We start from the raw sequence: 18620 nt of genomic DNA on the forward strand, positions 1-18620 counted from the left end.
AATGGCTCCAGATAATTTTTGGGATTATCTCCAAATTAATAATAGTGTGGTTTCTGGTATGAAAAATAGCATTCCTAATTAACCATTTCAATTAAGAACTTACCTTTTTTCCCCGGTGAAAACCAAAATATTTTAAAACAAAAAATATGAAAAATTTTAAATCAAGTATCATACTGGCGCTTATTACTATAGTCATTTTTGGCGCATTATATCCATTGGCAATGACGGGGTTGGGAGGAATAATTGCTCCCAACGCTGCCGAAGGAAAACCGATTTATAAAAATGAAACTCTTATTGGTTATGAAAATGTAGGACAGTCATTTTACAGCGACAAATACTTTTGGAGCCGTCCCTCGGCGGTTGATTATGACGCTTCCTCTACCGGAGGGAGCAATTACGGTAACCAAAATCCAGAGTTATTAAAACAAATCGAAGAACGCAGTCAAAAATTACTGGTACACAATCCGGGGTTGTCCAAAGCGGATATCCCGGTAGAACTCATAACCGCATCCGGTTCAGGGCTTGATCCACACATCAGCAAACAAGCCGCCCTGATACAGGTAAACCGCATCGCTGAAATTCGTGGAATCGTGAAAGAAGATTTGGTCAACCTGATCAATAAATATAATGAAGATGCGTTTCTCGGACTTTTCGGCCCTAAAGACATTGTAAATGTTTTAAAATTAAATATCGCTTTAGATCAAATAAATGCTGAGGTAGCATTTACAAATCGAATAAAAAATTCAAAATAAATGAAAAAATTAATGACATTGGCCGTAGCTGCATTAGGTATTGCTGCTGCAAACGCCCAGGAAACTGAAGAGGAAAATAAACATTCTCTAAGACTAACAGGTTATGTAGACAGCTATTTTGCCGGTTATGATAACGACTTGGATCAGCAAGAATTTCAACCCTTTATCACAGTGGGCGCACGCGATAATAGTTTTGGGATCAATGTTGCCCAGTTTGGTCTGCATTACCAGCACGAGAAAGTCCGTGGAAACGTGACCCTGCATTACGGGGATATTCCACAGGCCACCTGGAGTGGCGATTTCAATATGCTCCAAGAAGCTAATGTGGGGGTATTATTAACCAATGGTCTGTGGCTGGATGCTGGCTTTTTTAGAACCCATATCGGTACCGAAAGCTTTTTGCCTAAAAACAATATGCTCAGCAGTACCGCCTTTAAAACCTATAATGAGCCTTTTTACCAGGCAGGGGCAAAATTAAGCTATGATAATGTAGAAAATTGGTATTTTGAATTATGGGCCTTAAACGGTTACAACAATTTTGTAGATAACAACGATACCAAATCGGTTGGGGCTCTGATTAGCCATAATTTTTCTAAAAATACATCGATTACCTACACCAACATCTACGGAAGGGAAAGTGAAGACGGGATTTCCCCGGATCAGAACCGGTTTTACCAAAATATTTATCTGAACCAAAACTGGAACAATAAAGTGTTTTTGACGATAGGTTTTGACTATGGTATCCAGACCAATAGCGAGTTGAAAAATTCCAGTGAAACAGCAAATATGTATGCGGGTTTAGTCACTGCACGATATCAATTTATGCCTAAATGGAGTATAACCGGCCGCGCGGAACTCTTTAAAGATGAAAACGGATTCATCAGCGGTACCACCATAAACGCAAATGGTAGCATAAAAGGGGTGGAACTCACAGGGTATACCTTGGGTACCGAGTACCGTCCCATCCCAAATGCCTATCTAAGGGCAGAAGCACGTTATACCCACGCCGCAGATGATCTGGAAATTTTTATAAATGATGGTCAACCTAGTAATCACCGAATTGAAGTGCTCCTAACTATGGGATTGGAAATCGATAAAATATTCAAATTTTAAAAATAATGAAGCTGCCCAATTCAGCATCGAAAACTCAAATGAATTTTAATGTGATCATAAATCGACTACTAGTTTGAATACCATATCCAATATTTCCAAATATATGGATAAACAAGAAAACGATCTTTTTTGGGTAGCATTCCTAAAAATGGAATTATGGAAAATATAGAACAAACCGCCAATAAATTAATTGATGCCCTGATCGACGGAGACACTAAAGCATTAAACTCGTTATTTAGTGAAGACTGCAAAGTTCACTTGCCTTTTAAACTAAATTATAGTATGGATCTGGAAGGAAAAAAAGAAGTACTCTCATATTTTCAGGAAAACTTTAATTGCCCCACAAAAGAAAAAATCAAACAACGTAAATCTGTAGTGAGCGATAAAAGCCACGTACTCATAAATTTTGAAGGACATTGTTACCGTAATCATCGCAAAAATACATTTGAATATAGTGTGTTCTGCGAAGTGTTCAACGGAAAAATAAAAGAAGTTTATGCAATCATATAAATCCTGAAAAATGACTTTAGATAAAATTGGGAATTTGTTACTTGATGCGATATTAAAAGGAAATCCTCAGGAAATGAACAATTTATTTACCGAAGATTGTAAGTTAATTATTCCCCTTTCCCAAAGACAGGAAAATTAGTGGGGTTCACAAGACCATAACTTATTTTTATAAAAATCATAAATCCCAAAAGGACGAATTAACGAATGAACGTAAATTTATCGTCAGTAAAAATACCCGAATCTTGATCTACACCAAAGTTTTGGATAAAAACCAACAAATTGAAAGCGTTGTGGATTACTGTGCTTATTGTAAATTGGAAAACAAAAAAATAAAGGAACTCTCGCTGTTGATAAAATGTTATGAATGATTCCCAGAATAATTTTTACGACCAGATAAGCCGCCGTCGACAAGGGCGACTAAAAGTCTATATTGGAATGATTGCGGGCGTGGGGAAAACCTACCGAATGCTACAGGAAGCCCACGAGTTGGTAAAAAAAGGGGTAGATGTACGTATTGGCGAGATTGTACCCCACAATCGTAAAGAAACATTGGCCTTGGTCGCGGGAATTCCCGAGATCAAAAAAAAGGAAGTTTTTTATAAGTCAAAAAAATTGAGCGAACTTAACCTGGAGGCCATTCTTGAGCTCCATCCTACTGTGGTTTTGGTAGATGAACTGGCGCACACCAACATTCCAGGGAGCCATAACGAAAAACGCTGGCAAGACGTGCTGGAAATCATTGATGCCGGAATTAATGTGATTACGGCTTTTAATGTGCAACATCTGGAAAGTTTAAGGGATCAGGTACATCGCATTACCGGAATAGAAATTACAGAAACGATACCCGACTATTTTCTTGAATACGCCGATGAAGTGGTAAATATCGACCTACCGGCACAAGATTTAATCCAGCGATTAAAGGATGGAAAAATCTATGCCCCAGAACGCGCTGAATATGCATTAAGAAATTTTTTTCAACCTGAAAAAATCCTGCATCTAAGGGATTTAGCGCTTCGAAAAGTAGCCGAAAAAGTAGAGCATAAAATTATAAACACCTCTACCCGCCTTCCGTTTGAAAAATTTTTAGCGTGTATTAGTACAAATGATACCGGTGCAAAAAAAATTTTGCGAAAGGCAGCTAGGATGAGTACACATTACCAGGCACAATGGTTGGTTTTATATGTGCAGACCTCCAGGGAAAGTACAAATAAAGTAAATTTGGCCAGCCAACGAAAATTATTAATGAACCTAAAATGGGCCGCAGAACAAGGTGCCAGAACTTTAAAACGCGAAAGCGACGATGTAGCGCAAGCGATCTATGAGGTGATCTTAGAAGAAGATATTACTACAGTTATTATTGGGAAACCCCACAGTACCATAATAAAGAGCTTAATGGGAAAAAATTATTTTAAAAATTTGCTCAATAAATTAGAAAATCAAGAAATAGATGTAGTAATTGTTGCCTAATTTGGAACTTAAGATGCTAATAGAATGACCTTAAAAAAGAAATTAATACTGCTTTTGTCTGTGCTCTTTATGGTGATAATTACCAGTATTGGGCTAAGCGGGTATTTTGTAAATCGGCTGGCAGAAAATAGTCGCGAAATCGTGAACGATAATTACCGTAGTCTTGTGTATGTTCAGGAAATGCAACAAATACTCGATCAGGTATTAATGAAAATTAATAGTTCCGCTTCCTTCAATCAGGAAATAAACCATTTTAAAACAGTTTTAGATCAACAATCTGCTAATATTACCGAAACCGGAGAAGCCACCCTTACCGATAAATTAAATTTGTATTATCAGGATATTAAGCAACATTCAAATCCATCGTACGCTACAGCACCTCCCGCCAATAATACTGCTATTCGCCAATCCATTTTTGAGGCTAAAAATAGTTTGAATACTATTTTCAAGCTGAATGAAAAAGCAGTGGAAATGCGCAACCAAAAGGCGGCAAAAGCGGCTGATGATGCTATTTTATTCTCATCGTTATTTGCGCTTACCGCCATATTGGTGACCATTTTTTATATTTTCCAAATTCCTAACTATCTGGTAAAACCTATCCAAGAAATTACGCGGCAAATGCAGGCTATCTCAAATCGTAATTATAAGGTTTCTGTAGATGAAAACCGCAAAGATGAATTTCAAGAAATGGCTGTGGTGTTTAATAAGATGGCTCATCGCCTAGAAACCTTTGAGGAAAGTAATATGAACAAATTAATGACAGAGCGTAACCGGTTAAATGCCGTGGTCGAGCAATTTGATATTCCTATTTTAGGTATTTCCGAATCCAATAAGGTTTTATTTGCCAACGATCGAATGTTGCGCATTATTGAGCAAAAAAAAGAATCTATTCAAGGTAAAAATTTAATGCAACTATGTGCGAATAATGATTTATTGAAATTATTAACAGAAAACAACTCCCCTGAAAATGAGCGTCAACTTATTAGAATTATTTTGGAAGGCAACGAACGGCTCTTTTCCAAACGGATGATTACTACCGATACTGTAATTCCCAATAAAAATTATTTAACGCACGATCGTTTGATTATATTAAATGATGTTACTGATTTTATTCAAAAGGATGTGATGAAAACACAATTTATGGCTACCCTTAGCCACGAATTGAAAACCCCGGTAGCTGCCATCGAAATGAGTACCGATTTGTTATTTAGCAAAAAAGTAGGGAATTTAAATGAAGAACAACAGGAATACGTAACCAAAATCAACGACCAGGCTTCAAGGATCAGGAGAATGGTCAATGAAGTTCTGGAACTCTCTAAAATAGAATCGGGAACTATCGATTTTGATTTGGAAAATGTAGAAGTATCCTTTTTAGTGGCAGAAGCTATTGAAACCATTAAACCGTTTTTGAATCATAAGAATATAACCATTGAAACCCAGATAAGCGATAATCTGCCTCCTATAAATGTTGACAGCCATAAAATGCTTTGGACCCTGAATAATTTCCTGACCAACGCCATCAGGTACACCCCGAACGATGGTACGATAAAAGTAGTGGCCCTTTTTAAAAACAAATCGATAGGGATAGAGGTTACTGATAATGGCCCCGGGATAAATATTAGGGATCAAAAGCGGATTTTTGAAAAATATGTTCGTATTAACAAAAATGAAAAAGGTGGTACAGGGCTTGGCTTGGCGATTTCAAAAGAATTTATTGAAGCGATGGGAGGCTCCATTGGCGTACGTTCCGAAGAAAATAAAGGAGCTACCTTTTGGGTAAAATTAAATACAACTTAAAAATGAAGCATTTTATTTTTATTATTTATATGGTTTTTGCTGGCGCAATGCTGAGCAATTGCACCCACCGATCACATTTTATAGAAAACAGCGGATCGGTTTATGGCACCTATTATTCTGTAGTTTATGAATCTCAAGAAGATTATAATAATGCCTTCGATTCCATTTTTAACCAAATTAACAATGCCGTAAGTAACTATCAGGCAAGTTCTGAAATTAGCCGCTTTAACACTCAGGGATTCTTAAACAACCCCTCTCCTGTTTTATTGGAACAACTTCAATCTGCTGCCCACTACCATCAAATTACTAATGGTGCTTTTGAACCCACTTTGCTTCCACTTATAGAAGTTTGGGGATTTGGATTACAAAAAAGAACAGAAGTAAATCATTCCATCATTGACTCCTTATTGCCTCTGGTTTCTTTCACAAAAAATATTTCTTTTAACAAAAAGTTCATAAAGGCTAATAAGCCCGGAGTGCAATTAAGTCTTACTTCGATGGGCGAAGGTTACACCCTTAATAAAATTGCTTCCTTTTTGGATCACAAAGGCATTGAAAATTACAAAGTAGAATTAGGCGGAGAGGTTAAATGTAAAGGAAAAAATGAAGATAATAAAGTTTGGCGAATAGGCATTTCTAACCCCTTCTACGATTTAGGAAAGTCCCCTGACCAGCTTACAGAAATTATAATACTCAATAATAACTCATTGAGTACATCGGGAAGCTATCGAAAATTTTATATTGATGAGAAGGGTCGAAAAAAAACACATATCATAGATCCGAAGACAGGTTATCCTGTCACCCACAATCTTTTATCGGTAAGTATAAAGTGCCCAGATGCCGAAAAAGCCGATGCGCTATCTACTGCCTGTATGGTTATGGGGCTTACCAAATCAAAACAATTTATAAAAAGAGAAAAGGATATTGAAGGGTTCTTAATTTTTGAAAATGACAACAAAGAATTGGAAACCTGGGTCTCAAATAATTTTTAGTTATTTATTACATTCAATTAGCTAATTTTAAGCCGAACACCCAAAAGCTTATTTAGGTGATTATTTAATACTAAAACTAATAAAACTCAAACGGCTATAGAAATTTTTTTAATAAGATGAAATCAATTTTCAGCAGGGATATCAGTAAAACAAAACAGTACGCCATAAGCATCTCAATTATTTTAATCGCTTCCGTTAGTTCCTACTTTTTTCACGATCTTATGGGTTACCGGGCTGTGGCATTGCTATTGTTACTCGCCGTATCCCTTTCTGCGGTTCTATTTGATATCCTTCCTGTATTGGTCTGCGCATTGTTAAGTGCATTAATTTTGAATTTTTTCTTTATCCCTCCTACATTTACCTTTAAAATTGAGTCGGCAGAGGACGTCCTGATGTTTTTAATGTATTTACTCGTCGCAATGATTAATGCGGTACTCACGATAAAAATAAGGCAATTTGAAAATAAAAAACGGGACGAAGAGGAAAAAGAAAAAACCATAGCCCTATACAATACACTGCTTAATTCTTTATCGCACGAACTTCGAACACCCATTGCCACCATAATTGGTTCTGTGGATACTATTGTAGATAACGAGGATAAACTCTCTAAAGAAAATATTAAGGAACTTTATAACGAAATCGCTACAGCTGGAAGCCGATTAAACCGGCAGGTGGAGAACCTACTGAATATGAGCCGGCTTGATGCAGGGATGCTAAAACCAACTTTTGATTGGGTAGACGTGAATGAACTCGTTTTTAAAGCTATAAAGGAAAGTGAACATTCCATAGAAAATACCAAAGTTATTTTTGAACCCAGTGAAAAAGTAGCTCTAATTTATTTAGATGGCGGGTTTTTAGAAATGATTCTTTATAATTTGATACATAATGCCATTCGCCATACACCAAAAAATTCAAATATTCTCATTAATTGTGGGTATAAAGATGAGAGATTAATCATCGATATTTCCGATAATGGTTTGGGGTTTCCTAAAGAAGAAATAGATTTTGTATTCGATAAATTTTATAAGCTAAATGGAACAGCTACAGGAGGTACCGGATTGGGGCTTTCCATTGTTAAAGGTTTTACAGAAGCCCTAAATGGAAAAATAATGCTGGAAAACAAGAAAACCGGTGGAGCCCATTTTCATCTGGAAATCCCCGCACGAACTTCAACTTTAGATATTAACGAAAATGAATAATATAAATATTTTAATTATTGACGACGAACCCCAAATTCGGAAATTACTACAGATTAATTTGGAAAGTAATGATTATAAGGTCATTCAGGCAAGTACAGGAAAAGACGGGATAGCCTTGGCAGCCAATCATCGCCCAGACTTAATTCTTCTGGATATAGGCCTCCCAGACATCAGTGGTCATCAAGTATTAAACAACTTACGGGAATGGAATAATAATCCCATTATTATTCTTTCGGTACAAGATAATGAAGCGGATATTATTGCTGCATTGGATAATGGGGCTACCGACTATCTTACGAAACCATTTCGTACGGGGGAATTACTAGCTCGCATTCGCGCTGCTATCCGAAAAAATCAGCAGGTCGATAATAATTCTATTATTACTACAGGATGGCTCACCATAGATTTGATCGCCAGAACGGTAAAAATAAATGATAGCATAATTAAACTGACTTCCACAGAATACTCCTTGCTTTCCATACTCGTTAAAAACGAAGGCAAAGTACTCACCCATCAATATTTATTAAAAGAAGTTTGGGGAGAAAATTTTCAATATGAAACCCAATACTTAAGAGTTTTTATAGGTACACTTCGCAAAAAAATTGAGAAAAATCCCAATAATCCCAGTCATATTATTACTGAAAGTGGTATCGGATATAGGTTTCAATAACTCCATATATAAAGAAATACTATCACTGTTTTCAAGCTACACTCAAAAAATAAGAGCACTTTAAAGTTTTAAAATAGTAGTCCAAGATTGCAACCTACTGATTATCATATTACAAAAAATATGACTAAGAATTAAAATCACACTTCCCAATATTCAGAAATCTTTATAAAATCTTTATACTTTCAGCTATAATTTTGATTTCTAGTACCGATTTTCCAACTCATCTTTGTCGTAAAGTTTAATTGTTGTACCCATACTTAAACAATTATATCCTTAAAGATGGAAAAAATGAGTGACCGGGAAAAATTATTTTTTGACCAAAAAAATTCAAAGATCTTAATTGACCTCTGCTTTTTGATAAATGGATTAAGACATCAATTAGCCACCGAAAAAGTAGCTGAATTTCGCAAGCTTTTGGAATGTGATTCCCTTATTCAAAAGAAAATAGACAATTTGATTTCTTCCCAAACAGATAAAGAATACGCTCGTTATTTAGAAGAAGGAAAAACCAATGTGAGAAGCATTCTAGAAATCTGTAATAGCGTACCAAGTCAGCATCTGTTGGATCAAGGAAAATTGAAAAAAGACCTCTTAAAAATCGAAAGCCTTCTAAACAAATTATCTACTTAATCCTTATTCATCGTGTATAAAACAATACTTAAACAAGTGGTCAGCCTACAGCTTATATTGGGTGGAGTAATATTGGTACCCGGTATCGTGGCTATTATTTATAACGAATGGTATGCGCTAATAGGGTTCCTTATCTCATCAATGATAGTATCAGGAATAGCTTATCTCATCTTTAGAAACCTTAAAAATACTGAAGATCCTCAATATCAGCAATCGCTGCTTATTGCGGCGCTGGGTTGGCTAATGATTATTATAATGGGGAGTATTCCTTATTTCATCATTGCTCAAATTACTCCTTTGGAAGTAATGCAATCATTTGTTCCTAAAGGAATGGACTATCAATCGAGTTTATTAAATTTCAGGAACCCATTACATTGCTTGTTTGAAAGTACAAGTGCGTTCACCACTACAGGGCTTACAATGTCCTATCACGAACCTTCCATTGGAAAATCATTAATGTTCTATCGATGCTTTTCTCAATGGGTTGGGGGCGCCGGGTTTATTGTAATGGCGCTGGCCATTTTTAAACATATTCCCGGGCAATCTGCCATCCTACTGTATGGCTCTGAGGCGAGTGGCACCAAATTAAAAACCAACGTTATACAAACAGCACGGTCCATATGGAAAATCTATCTTTTCCTTACCTTAACAATGGTTGCTTACTTATTTATAGGCACCTATTTTATACTACCGGATTATCCTATTGCTGAAAATATTTTTGATGCGATTAACCACGCAATGGCAGGGCAATCAACTGGTGGTTTTAGTACCCTTGATGATAGCATTGCGGGCTATAAATCTGAGAAAATGGAAATTCTCTTTCTGCTCCCTATGCTTATTGGCGGACTTTCTATCCCTTTTCTATACCGATTTACGGTACTGCAAAATTTTAAAGAATTATGGTGCGATATTCAATCACGGGCATTTATTATAGCCTCTATTCTAGGAGGGATATTTTTATCCCTGCTATTAATGACTTCGGACGGAGTTTCCGACCCCATTAGAGAAGGGGCTTTTCAATTTATCAGTGGTCTATCCACTACCGGCTGGCAAACTTCAAATATCGGACAGTGGAGTGATCTACCGGTACTTTTTATAGTTTCAGGAGCAATGATTATTGGAGGTTGTGCCGGTGGTACGGTTGGTGGCGTTAAAATTATACGTGCCCTCTTACTTCAAAAAGGATTACGATGGCATATTAATAAAATATTTGCTTCGAAAAACACCGTAAAAAAAGTGAAATTTAATAATCGGTATTTACTTCCTGAAGAGATGAATGCCCAACTGGCCAAGGCCGGTATTTTCACCCTTATTTATATCCTTTTTGTATTCTTCTCTACCTGTATTACCGTCTATTTTATGGGAGAAGATTATAGCCTGGTCGATGCTATTTTTGAATCGGCTTCAGCGCAGGGAACCGTAGGGCTATCAACAGGGATTTCAGATCCTTCAATGTCCCCGATTCTAGAAACGGTTTATATCATACAGATGTGGGCCGGACGGATCGAGATTATTCCCATTCTGGTATTGGTAAGAGTATTAATGTATGGCACAAAAATTAGAAATATCTAAACTAAAAAAATGAATATAATTATCGTAGGTTCAGGAAGAACAGGAAAACACGTTATTGAAGATGCGTTAAAAGACCGTCACAATGTTCACGTTATTGAAAAAGATAAAAATATCGCTAATTGGGTGGCTACCAACTATGATTGTGTGGTTATTAATGCCGATGCCACCAATCCAGAAACTTTAAAAGAAGCAAAAGCGGACGTAGCCGATGCCATCATCGTTACTACGAATGATGATGCTGTAAACTCGTTAGTGATTCTTTTAGCCAAAAAAATGGGGATTAAACGTCTCATAAGTTCCGTTAATAACGATGAATTGTTGCCTATTTTTGAACAATTAGGGATTGATACTGTGGAAAGCCCTTATCGGTTAAACGGAAAATACCTCTATAGGGCGATGCAAGGCCCTAATGTAAAGGAATTTTTAGATCTTGGGGATGGCTTTGAGTTGTTAGAAATGATTGTAGAAAAAAACTCTAAAGTATCCAATAAGTATATCAAACAACTAACAAAAGATAAAATTTTTCCACAGGATTCCTTAGTGGTATTGGTTAAAAGAAACAATCAGGTCATTATTCCTGAAGGGGACACGCGTATTTTTGTGAATGATATTTTGGTGATCCTATCAAAAAAAGAAAAGATCACAGAATTATCGAATGTATTTGAAGCTGAATAATATATTTTTAAAATAAATAATATTGGAATTACTACATTAGACTGGACATAGAGTTGAATGAATATTATTGCAAGTTGTTAACTTAGCAATTATGAGACGTAAAGCCAAACATTACACCTTAGAGTTTAAGCAGAAAGCAGTAGAATTAAGTTACGCCAAAGGCAGTGTAGTACAGGTTTGTGAGGATCTGGATATCCTACCTGCTGTTCTTTACCGTTGGCGTAAAGAGCAAAAGAATTATGGTAAGAATAGTTTTCCCGGCCGTGGCAATCCTAAAATGACCGATGAACAAAAAGAGATAGCTCGTTTAAGAAAACAGCTTAAAGAGACTGAATTAGAACGTGATATCTTAAAAAAGGCGATTGGCATCTTTTCCGCGAGCGACAAGAAAAATACAGGTTCATAAAACAGCATCGTATGAAATTTCCTGCCCGTAAGATGTGCACTATGTTAGCAGTAAGTAAAAGTGGTTATTACCACTGGTTGAAATCTGGTCCCAGCAACCTCTGGAAAGATAATCAGAAGCTCTCTTCATTAATCAAAGATATTTTTGAAGATAGTTACCAAAGCTATGGAGCTCCTAGAATAAAAGCTGAACTGGAAGCTTTAGGTTTTAAGGTGTCAAAGCCACGGATAGCTCGCATAATGAAGGCAAACTATTTATACGCAAAGAGGAAACGTAAGTTTAAGACGACCACTAATAGTAATCATAAATACCCCACAGCTCCAAACTTGTTGAACCAATGCTTTAATGTAGCCAGAGCTAATCAAGTATGGGTAAGCGATATTACTTATGTTCAAACCAAACAAGGTTGGAGTTACCTAACAGTGATCATTGATCTATTTAACAGAAAAGTTATAGGATGGGCTTTAAGTGATACCCTAAATACCGAAGATACTATTATAAAAGCTTGGCAGATGGCTATTAAAAATACCACACTCACACAACCTTTGATATTCCATTCAGACCAAGGTATTCAGTATGCCAGCCAAAGATTTACTAATCTACTTAAAAGCTATAATGGCCTGGTAAAACAATCTATGAGTCGGAAAGGAAACTGCTGGGACAATGCCGTGGCGGAATCCTTTTTTAAATCTCTAAAAGTAGAGTGGGTATATTGGCATAAGTACAAGCTTAGATCACAGGCAGAGTTATCTATCTTTCAGTGGATAGAAACCTGGTACAATACCAGAAGAAGACATTCTTATTTAGGCAACAGAACCATTAAAGAATTTGAAATAGATATGTATAATCAAAAACTAGCAGCATAGTCACTCAACTTAAAGTCCTGTTTTTTATTGCAAGTCCAATCTGGGCCGTTACACCCATAAGATCGCAATAAGCAATCACCGGATAAAACAAATAAACAACTCCCAAAGGAGGGTAACCTTCCAGATTAAGGACTACAGGAAAGCGGGCCAAAAAGGACAACTAATACTGGATACCCGTGAGTTCGTGCGCCGATTTGCACTGCACGTACTGCCCAAAGGTTTTACAAGGATAAGGCATTACGGCATCCTAAGCAGCAGTTGGAAAAAGCATAAACTACCGGCCCTACAAAATATCCTTGCAGGGGTGCCAGTAAAACCTGTCGAAAAAAAGCCTCCATTGCTCTTGGGCAAATGTCCAAGTTGCAAAAAGGGAAAACTAGTCACCGCTCTAACTTTCGATAAGCGTGGACCGCCAGATAAATGGAGAAAACTACTTTTATCCATTAATAGCTTTTAAAAACTGGCCTGCACCATGCGGGGCGGGAGAGTTATGTCCTAAAGCCAAGGATTTATTCAAAAAGGGACCGGAAAAGGAGGCTAATCGATACGTAACTAGATTTAAGTAACTAGAAAAATGTTGGAGCCTAAAAAACTCAACAAAAATTGTGGCTCATCTGCCCCAATAAAATTCCAGAATAATACAGGGTAAAAAGGTATTCCCCATAAAGGAGGAAACGGATCCGTCAACAAGATATTCAGCCCTGGCCTATCGGCGGGCCGAATACTTAGTTATTGTGTGCTGGCTTTTTTTCGGTTAAACATTTTTTTAATATTCGGACTAATTATTAGCAATACTAGATAGTCAATAATTAAACTTACAATCAAATATACATATTGATAATTCATATCAATTTTATCTCCTAAATTTCCGTTTAAATATTCGCTAAAAACGGTTGTTGGAATAATTCCTTTTGCATAATACAAGATGAAATAATTCCACGCAAAACTTTGAAGTCCTGCTATTTTTGAAGTCGGCTCTGGTAAGGTCAAGTAGAGAACAAGAAAAAAGGCGATTTCGATTCCTAACAGTAAAGTCAGTGACTTTTTGGTTTGATTAAGTCCGATGTAATTTTTACTCGGATTTTTAAATCCAAATATTATCCACGGAATTAATAAGAGAATTGAAATCATAATTTTTCAGTCGTTTTTGAAATCCGTTTTCGATAAATCAAAAGTCCAATAAATGTCAGTCCGCAAAGAATTGCCAAAATGTGAAAAGTCCTTATTGCTTTGCATAAGTCAATTCTAGAGACGAGTGAGATACAATCAGTCAATTCTCGAGTTTCGTACTTTAAACTTACCATTGAATTAAAAGCCATAAATTCAAATAGAGGAATTCCAATTAATAGTAAAATTAAGGCAATTATGTAAATCGTTTTTCTCAATTATTCTCGGTTTTCAGCTTGCACACAACGGTTTCGCTTATCGCAAGTTGCGGGAGTAGGGACGCGGACTTGTCGGATTAACCATTCTCTTTCTTGATTTTCTAAATTACACTTTTTCTCGAATACCCGTTATTTGCGATGAAGCGGTGTTGTGCGTAGTTTGATACTTTATCTATTTTTATATTTAGGAGTTCTAAATTTTCTAAACAATCTTCATTATTCCAAAAAATTACGGATGACGAATCACCTGGCTTTTTTGATGATGGATAAATTAAGCCTTCTATTAAATTCTTTCTTTTCTTATTGAATGGGTATCTTAGAAATTCTGTTACTACTTGAGTAGGGACATATTCAATGTGTTCTTTTCCATCTTTTTTGATGTCTTTGGTAAAATCCTTTACCAAATCGTTCAAAAATTTAATTAAATAGAAATTCCTCGTTTTGTTATGAGCGAAAATGCTTGGTAGCTTTGGAAGTCTACTATAATCAATTACGTATATATCTTTTGTTATTTCAAATTTTGAAATTGTAATGTGCGTTTTTTTAGGATCTTCTCTACTGATAGTTTCTAGAATAGCTGTAGTTGGATCAAAAGCGGAATATAACATTGAGATTCCTGAAGGACTAAATCTATTTGGATATATAGCATTCTTTTCTGGAGGAGCAACTAATCTAGCTTTTTCTTTAATTTCTTTAGTTTTTTCATGCTGTCTACACCTGTAAATAAAAGTTCCTTTATCAATTTTTTTAATTAAATTCAGTTTAGTAGAAAGACGTCCAACTTCTTTTAAAATTTTATAAGCATCCTTGCTATCCTTTGAAGTATTATTTTGTTGGAATAGATATCTTGATTTATGTTTAATTAATGTTTTAAAGTAGCTCCATTGATACATTAACTCATCACGTTCGGTATCATAATACTGATCTGGTTCGGACCACGCAATATCTTCAATAGAATTTACAATGTCTTCTGTTAATCTAAATGGTTCTGTTTCTAAACCAATTCGTTCTTGAATTAATTCATCAGGCGTATAAATTTGGCCTAGATAACCTCCTTCACGACCATTATAACTCATATAATTTCCTGCATCTTCAAAGAAATTTGATATTCCCCGCATCATAAATTCTAACAACTCTTCTAGGCTAACAACTTTTAGGTCTTTCTCACAATAATCACAGTATCCTGGTTTATAATTTTTTTTAATGAAAGTTTTTATTGCATTATCATTAATATGCTTTACGCAAACATTTTTATCTGGAATTGACATCAAATTTTGCTCTTCTAATTCCATCATTCTGTGTTTAGCTCCACCCATTTTATTGATTCATATGATTTCAAATTACGCACAACGGTCTCGGTTATCGCAAGTTGCGGGAGTAGGGACGCGGAATTGTCGGATTAATGATTTTCTTTCCTGATTTCTAAAATTACACTTTTTTGACAATACCCGTTATTTGCGATTAACCGTTGTTGTGTGTAGGCTTAAACACGGATTATCCAATTTTGTCAGATTTTTGTCTATTACATTTTTCACATAGAATTTGAATATTTCTATATGTATTTGAACCACCTTTTGAAAAGGGAATTATATGGTCAAATTCTATTTTTTCTTGGCTTCCACATTTTACACATTTTCCTCCATCTCTGTTCCAAACCTTGTCAAGAATTTCTTGTGGAATGGTTTCTCTTTTTAGTTCTGAATCATCTAAAATTTCTCCTTTTTCAATTAATTCTCGCTTAACTTCCTCTTTTAGAATTTTTAATCTTTCGTTTTCTTTTTTCTCCTTCTCTTTATCTAGAATTTCTTTTCTGAGATTATTTTTTATCAAATCCTCTTCTTCAACTTTTTCTTTTTGACGGATCTTATTGATTTTCTTAATGATAGTCTCTTCATATTTAGGAAGGATTGTTTCTTGAAAAAATTGGTGTTTGCTATCCTCAATATTAGTTTTCTGAAAAAGTAAATCCAATTGGTATTCTGAAGTGATTTTGACCTCTCTAGCTCCTTTTCCATCAAAAGCTCCAATTATCCCAACACTTTCTAGTTGGTCAATTATTTTTCCAGCTTTATTGTATCCTAAATGAAGTTTTCTCTGAAGTAAAGATGCTGATCCCTGTTGATGTGCCACTATTAAATAAGCTGACTCTTTAAACAGTGGATCAAATTGATCTGAATTAAAATCAATTTCTTCATTCTTATTTAACCTAAAATGTACTTCCTTATTAATATATCTTTGAATTTCTTTTTCTGAAAATGAGAAGTTATTATTAACACTTTCAACATCTGTTGACTTATCAATTGAAGAATTAAATTCGATCTGTTTTGTATCGTTTTTATATTCTGATTTCTTATTAAATGAAGAGAATATTTTTTTAAACATTTGATGCACAATTTTCATTTAAGCTTACACACAACGGCAGTCTGTCTCAAAACTACCATATTTGGTTTTAAAAATAGTTGAAATTAGTATTGAAAACAAAATTTATACTCTGATCAGTATTTTTTGTTTTGCATTCGGTAAAAGCTTTATTCCGTCTTATAGAGGCTTTTATACACTTCTTGAAGGTTAAAAACAGGGCTACGATGAGTTGCTGTAAGGCGATTTTACTATTGAATAATCTTCTTAAATTATAAGCCAGAGCGATGAGTCCAAAATCTGCAGCAGCTGCTTTGATGCCCCTTTTGGTCATGATATGATCAAAACCCCATTGGCGCTTCATAGTGCCATAGGGATGCTCGACCAGCGCCTGCCTCTCTTTATAAAGCTCTCCGCTTTGTTCGACCCGCTTGGCATTGCCTTGGATGTTCTGGGTAAATTGAGTGCGCTGTATAATCTTACCGTTAGCTTTGGCCGTGGTACACTTGCTGCGTACCGGGCATTCCTTACAGGCCTTGGTCTTGTATTGTTTAAACGTATAGTTTCGGGCTTTGTACCAGGAGCCATTGCTGTATAAAGTATTTCCCTGGGGGCAAGTATAGGCGTCATCATCAGGATTATAAATGAAGTTTTTAGCATTGTATTTAGGATCTGGCGCCTGACTTTTACGTCCAATGGCCGGAATGGCCACCAGGGTATCGATACCCAGACTATCGGCAATATGGAACTCGCTCCCGGTATGATAGCCTTTATCATAGAGTGCAGTAAAGGAATTTGATCGTAAAATGGACTTGGCCCTTCTGAGCATGAAGCCCATTGCTTTTTTATCATTCTGATTGGTGAGTTTATAATCGATCAGTAACTTATGTTTGGCATCTACGGTCGTTTGCGCGGTGTAGCAGACCTCGGTAACGGTTCCCCTTACAATTTGATGTCTGCTATCAGGATCAGAGGTCGATCGTTGTGGGTTTTCAGAAGAAGCATCCTTGTCTAATTGTTTTTGTATAGCCCGGTATTTGGTCTGTTGCTGTTTGCGCCCTTTAATTTGTTCTTTAATTTCTTCGGTTTTTTTCTGATCGCCATCAGCCTTGGCCAGTTCTTGGTTATGCTCTTCGAGCTTTCTATCGATGTACTCTAAGTGCCGCTGTATTTTCTTTTTGTTGTAGTTATTTTTTTTGCTGTTTTGCGCCCTTAGCTTGGTAGAATCCCCGGCAATAAGTGTTCCCCCGATCAGGTTGAAGTTACGGGCGATAGCCACGCTTTGCCGGAACACCTTTCGGATGGCTTTTGGGTTTTCTTTTCTAAACCGGGCAATGGTATTGTGATCGGGTTTTAAGTTTTTAATCAGCCAGATCACTTCAATGTTACGATAAGCCTCTTTCTCCAATCTTCGGGACGATCGCATCTGGTTCATATAGCCATAGATAAAGAGTTTGAGCAGATCTGCGGGGTCATAAGGCGGCCTCCCTTGAGTTCCTATAGTTTGAAAGCCCATCTGTGATAAATCGATCAAGTTGACGAATTGATCAATAAGCCGTACGCTGTTATCCTCTGGGATCATATCATCCAAACAGGTCGAATAAAGGCTGAGCTGTTCGCGGTCTTGTCCTTGTTGGTATTCCATATCCTAAAAATACAAAATTCTTAGGTTTTGAGACAGTCTGACGGTCTTGTATAACAATCAGTTGCGGATTGCTTTGAAACTAAGATAGCTAAAATTACCGACTTTTATGCTTGCGCGGTTGTGTCCGCAGGACACAAAGCCGCAATTGTTGTTATACAGTGTTGAACGAATCCTCCCTACCGGTCGGAAGCTTACTAAGCCAAAATACAACAATTCTTATATTTAAGATAAACTAAAATTTACCGTTATGTATAAAAAAAAGTAAAACGATAGTAGAGACCGCTATCGCAGAAGTTCCTGGCTTTGAAAACCTATGCTTACAACTTGGTAAGAGCTTTTCGATCAATGGGAAAGCCGCAAGTACCCTGAACAACTACAAGCGATGCCTGGCTCACCTGGGCCTGCACTACAAGCAAAGCCCGGAGACCCTCTCTACTGAAATGATCAATGATTATCTTTTTCATTGCCAAAACCTGCACAAAACCCCATCCGAAAGTTTTTTCAAGCACACTATTTTCGGCCTGCGGGCCATCTACAAGATCCTGGGCTTGAATGATAAGCAGGTCAAGCTTCCCCAAATAAA

Annotated in this window: 18 protein-coding genes and 1 pseudogene; 14 read left to right on the forward strand and 5 right to left on the reverse strand. The window is 36.4% G+C overall.

What is annotated here, in order from left to right:
• Positions 1-146 precede the first annotated feature (146 nt).
• The 14 genes and pseudogenes from kdpC to PBT91_RS10000 all read left to right on the forward strand — a co-directional run.
• Complete coding sequence (gene kdpC, locus PBT91_RS09935; protein WP_270058319.1) at positions 147-752, forward strand: potassium-transporting ATPase subunit KdpC; 606 nt, start codon at positions 147-149, stop codon at positions 750-752.
• Complete coding sequence (locus tag PBT91_RS09940) at positions 753-1865, forward strand: outer membrane beta-barrel protein (protein WP_270058320.1); 1113 nt, start codon at positions 753-755, stop codon at positions 1863-1865.
• 156 nt (positions 1866-2021) lie between these two features.
• A complete protein-coding gene (locus tag PBT91_RS09945; protein WP_270058321.1) occupies positions 2022-2375 on the forward strand; it encodes a nuclear transport factor 2 family protein in 354 nt (117 codons plus the stop codon).
• A 10-nt stretch (positions 2376-2385) separates the two neighbouring features.
• A complete protein-coding gene (locus tag PBT91_RS09950; RefSeq protein ID WP_270058322.1) occupies positions 2386-2514 on the forward strand; it encodes a hypothetical protein in 129 nt (42 codons plus the stop codon).
• A gap of 221 nt (positions 2515-2735) precedes the next feature.
• Entirely contained in the window at positions 2736-3842 is a 1107-nt protein-coding gene (locus PBT91_RS09955; RefSeq protein WP_270058323.1) for a sensor protein KdpD, read from the forward strand.
• Between the two features lie 24 nt (positions 3843-3866).
• Complete coding sequence (locus PBT91_RS09960; RefSeq protein ID WP_270058324.1) at positions 3867-5639, forward strand: sensor histidine kinase; 1773 nt, start codon at positions 3867-3869, stop codon at positions 5637-5639.
• A gap of 2 nt (positions 5640-5641) precedes the next feature.
• The gene (locus tag PBT91_RS09965; RefSeq protein ID WP_270058325.1) at positions 5642-6631 is read left to right on the forward strand and encodes an FAD:protein FMN transferase; all 990 of its coding nucleotides are present in this window, start codon (positions 5642-5644) and stop codon (positions 6629-6631) included.
• Between the two features lie 116 nt (positions 6632-6747).
• Complete coding sequence (locus PBT91_RS09970; RefSeq protein ID WP_270058326.1) at positions 6748-7830, forward strand: ATP-binding protein; 1083 nt, start codon at positions 6748-6750, stop codon at positions 7828-7830.
• A complete protein-coding gene (locus tag PBT91_RS09975; RefSeq protein ID WP_270058327.1) occupies positions 7823-8500 on the forward strand; it encodes a response regulator in 678 nt (225 codons plus the stop codon). The genes PBT91_RS09970 and PBT91_RS09975 overlap by 8 nt, the downstream gene beginning before the upstream one ends.
• A gap of 354 nt (positions 8501-8854) precedes the next feature.
• Positions 8855-9130 carry a hypothetical protein gene (locus PBT91_RS09980; RefSeq protein WP_270058328.1) on the forward strand — a complete coding sequence of 92 codons (276 nt, stop codon included), beginning with the start codon at positions 8855-8857 and terminating at the stop codon, positions 9128-9130.
• 12 nt (positions 9131-9142) lie between these two features.
• The gene (locus tag PBT91_RS09985; protein WP_270058329.1) at positions 9143-10702 is read left to right on the forward strand and encodes a TrkH family potassium uptake protein; all 1560 of its coding nucleotides are present in this window, start codon (positions 9143-9145) and stop codon (positions 10700-10702) included.
• Between the two features lie 9 nt (positions 10703-10711).
• Entirely contained in the window at positions 10712-11377 is a 666-nt protein-coding gene (locus PBT91_RS09990) for a potassium channel family protein (protein WP_270058330.1), read from the forward strand.
• A 67-nt stretch (positions 11378-11444) separates the two neighbouring features.
• Positions 11445-12649, forward strand: a protein-coding gene (locus tag PBT91_RS09995) for an IS3 family transposase (protein WP_270058331.1) whose coding sequence is annotated in 2 segments (ribosomal slippage) — positions 11445-11724 and positions 11724-12649 — 1206 coding nt in all. Because the reading frame shifts where the segments join, the coding sequence is not laid out codon by codon here.
• Positions 12650-12674: 25 nt separating this feature from the next.
• Positions 12675-13106, forward strand: a pseudogene (locus tag PBT91_RS10000) (transposase); the annotation flags it as partial.
• A 272-nt stretch (positions 13107-13378) separates the two neighbouring features.
• Here the strand turns inward: PBT91_RS10000 and PBT91_RS10005 are convergent.
• From PBT91_RS10005 to PBT91_RS10025, 5 genes are all read right to left on the reverse strand, one after another.
• Positions 13379-13780, reverse strand: a complete 402-nt coding sequence (locus tag PBT91_RS10005) for a hypothetical protein (RefSeq protein ID WP_270058332.1) — start codon at positions 13778-13780, stop codon at positions 13379-13381.
• A gap of 355 nt (positions 13781-14135) precedes the next feature.
• The gene (locus PBT91_RS10010) at positions 14136-15350 is read right to left on the reverse strand and encodes a HEPN-associated N-terminal domain-containing protein (protein ID WP_270058333.1); all 1215 of its coding nucleotides are present in this window, start codon (positions 15348-15350) and stop codon (positions 14136-14138) included.
• A gap of 178 nt (positions 15351-15528) precedes the next feature.
• Positions 15529-16416 carry an HNH endonuclease gene (locus PBT91_RS10015; RefSeq protein ID WP_270058334.1) on the reverse strand — a complete coding sequence of 296 codons (888 nt, stop codon included), beginning with the start codon at positions 16414-16416 and terminating at the stop codon, positions 15529-15531.
• Positions 16417-16483: 67 nt separating this feature from the next.
• Positions 16484-18037 carry an IS1182 family transposase gene (locus tag PBT91_RS10020; RefSeq protein WP_270058335.1) on the reverse strand — a complete coding sequence of 518 codons (1554 nt, stop codon included), beginning with the start codon at positions 18035-18037 and terminating at the stop codon, positions 16484-16486.
• A gap of 317 nt (positions 18038-18354) precedes the next feature.
• Entirely contained in the window at positions 18355-18615 is a 261-nt protein-coding gene (locus PBT91_RS10025) for a hypothetical protein (protein WP_270061489.1), read from the reverse strand.
• Positions 18616-18620: the final 5 nt, after the last annotated feature.

Origin of the sequence: Zunongwangia sp. HGR-M22, assembly GCF_027594425.1 — a bacterium.
Classification (GTDB): Bacteria; Bacteroidota; Bacteroidia; order Flavobacteriales; family Flavobacteriaceae; genus Zunongwangia.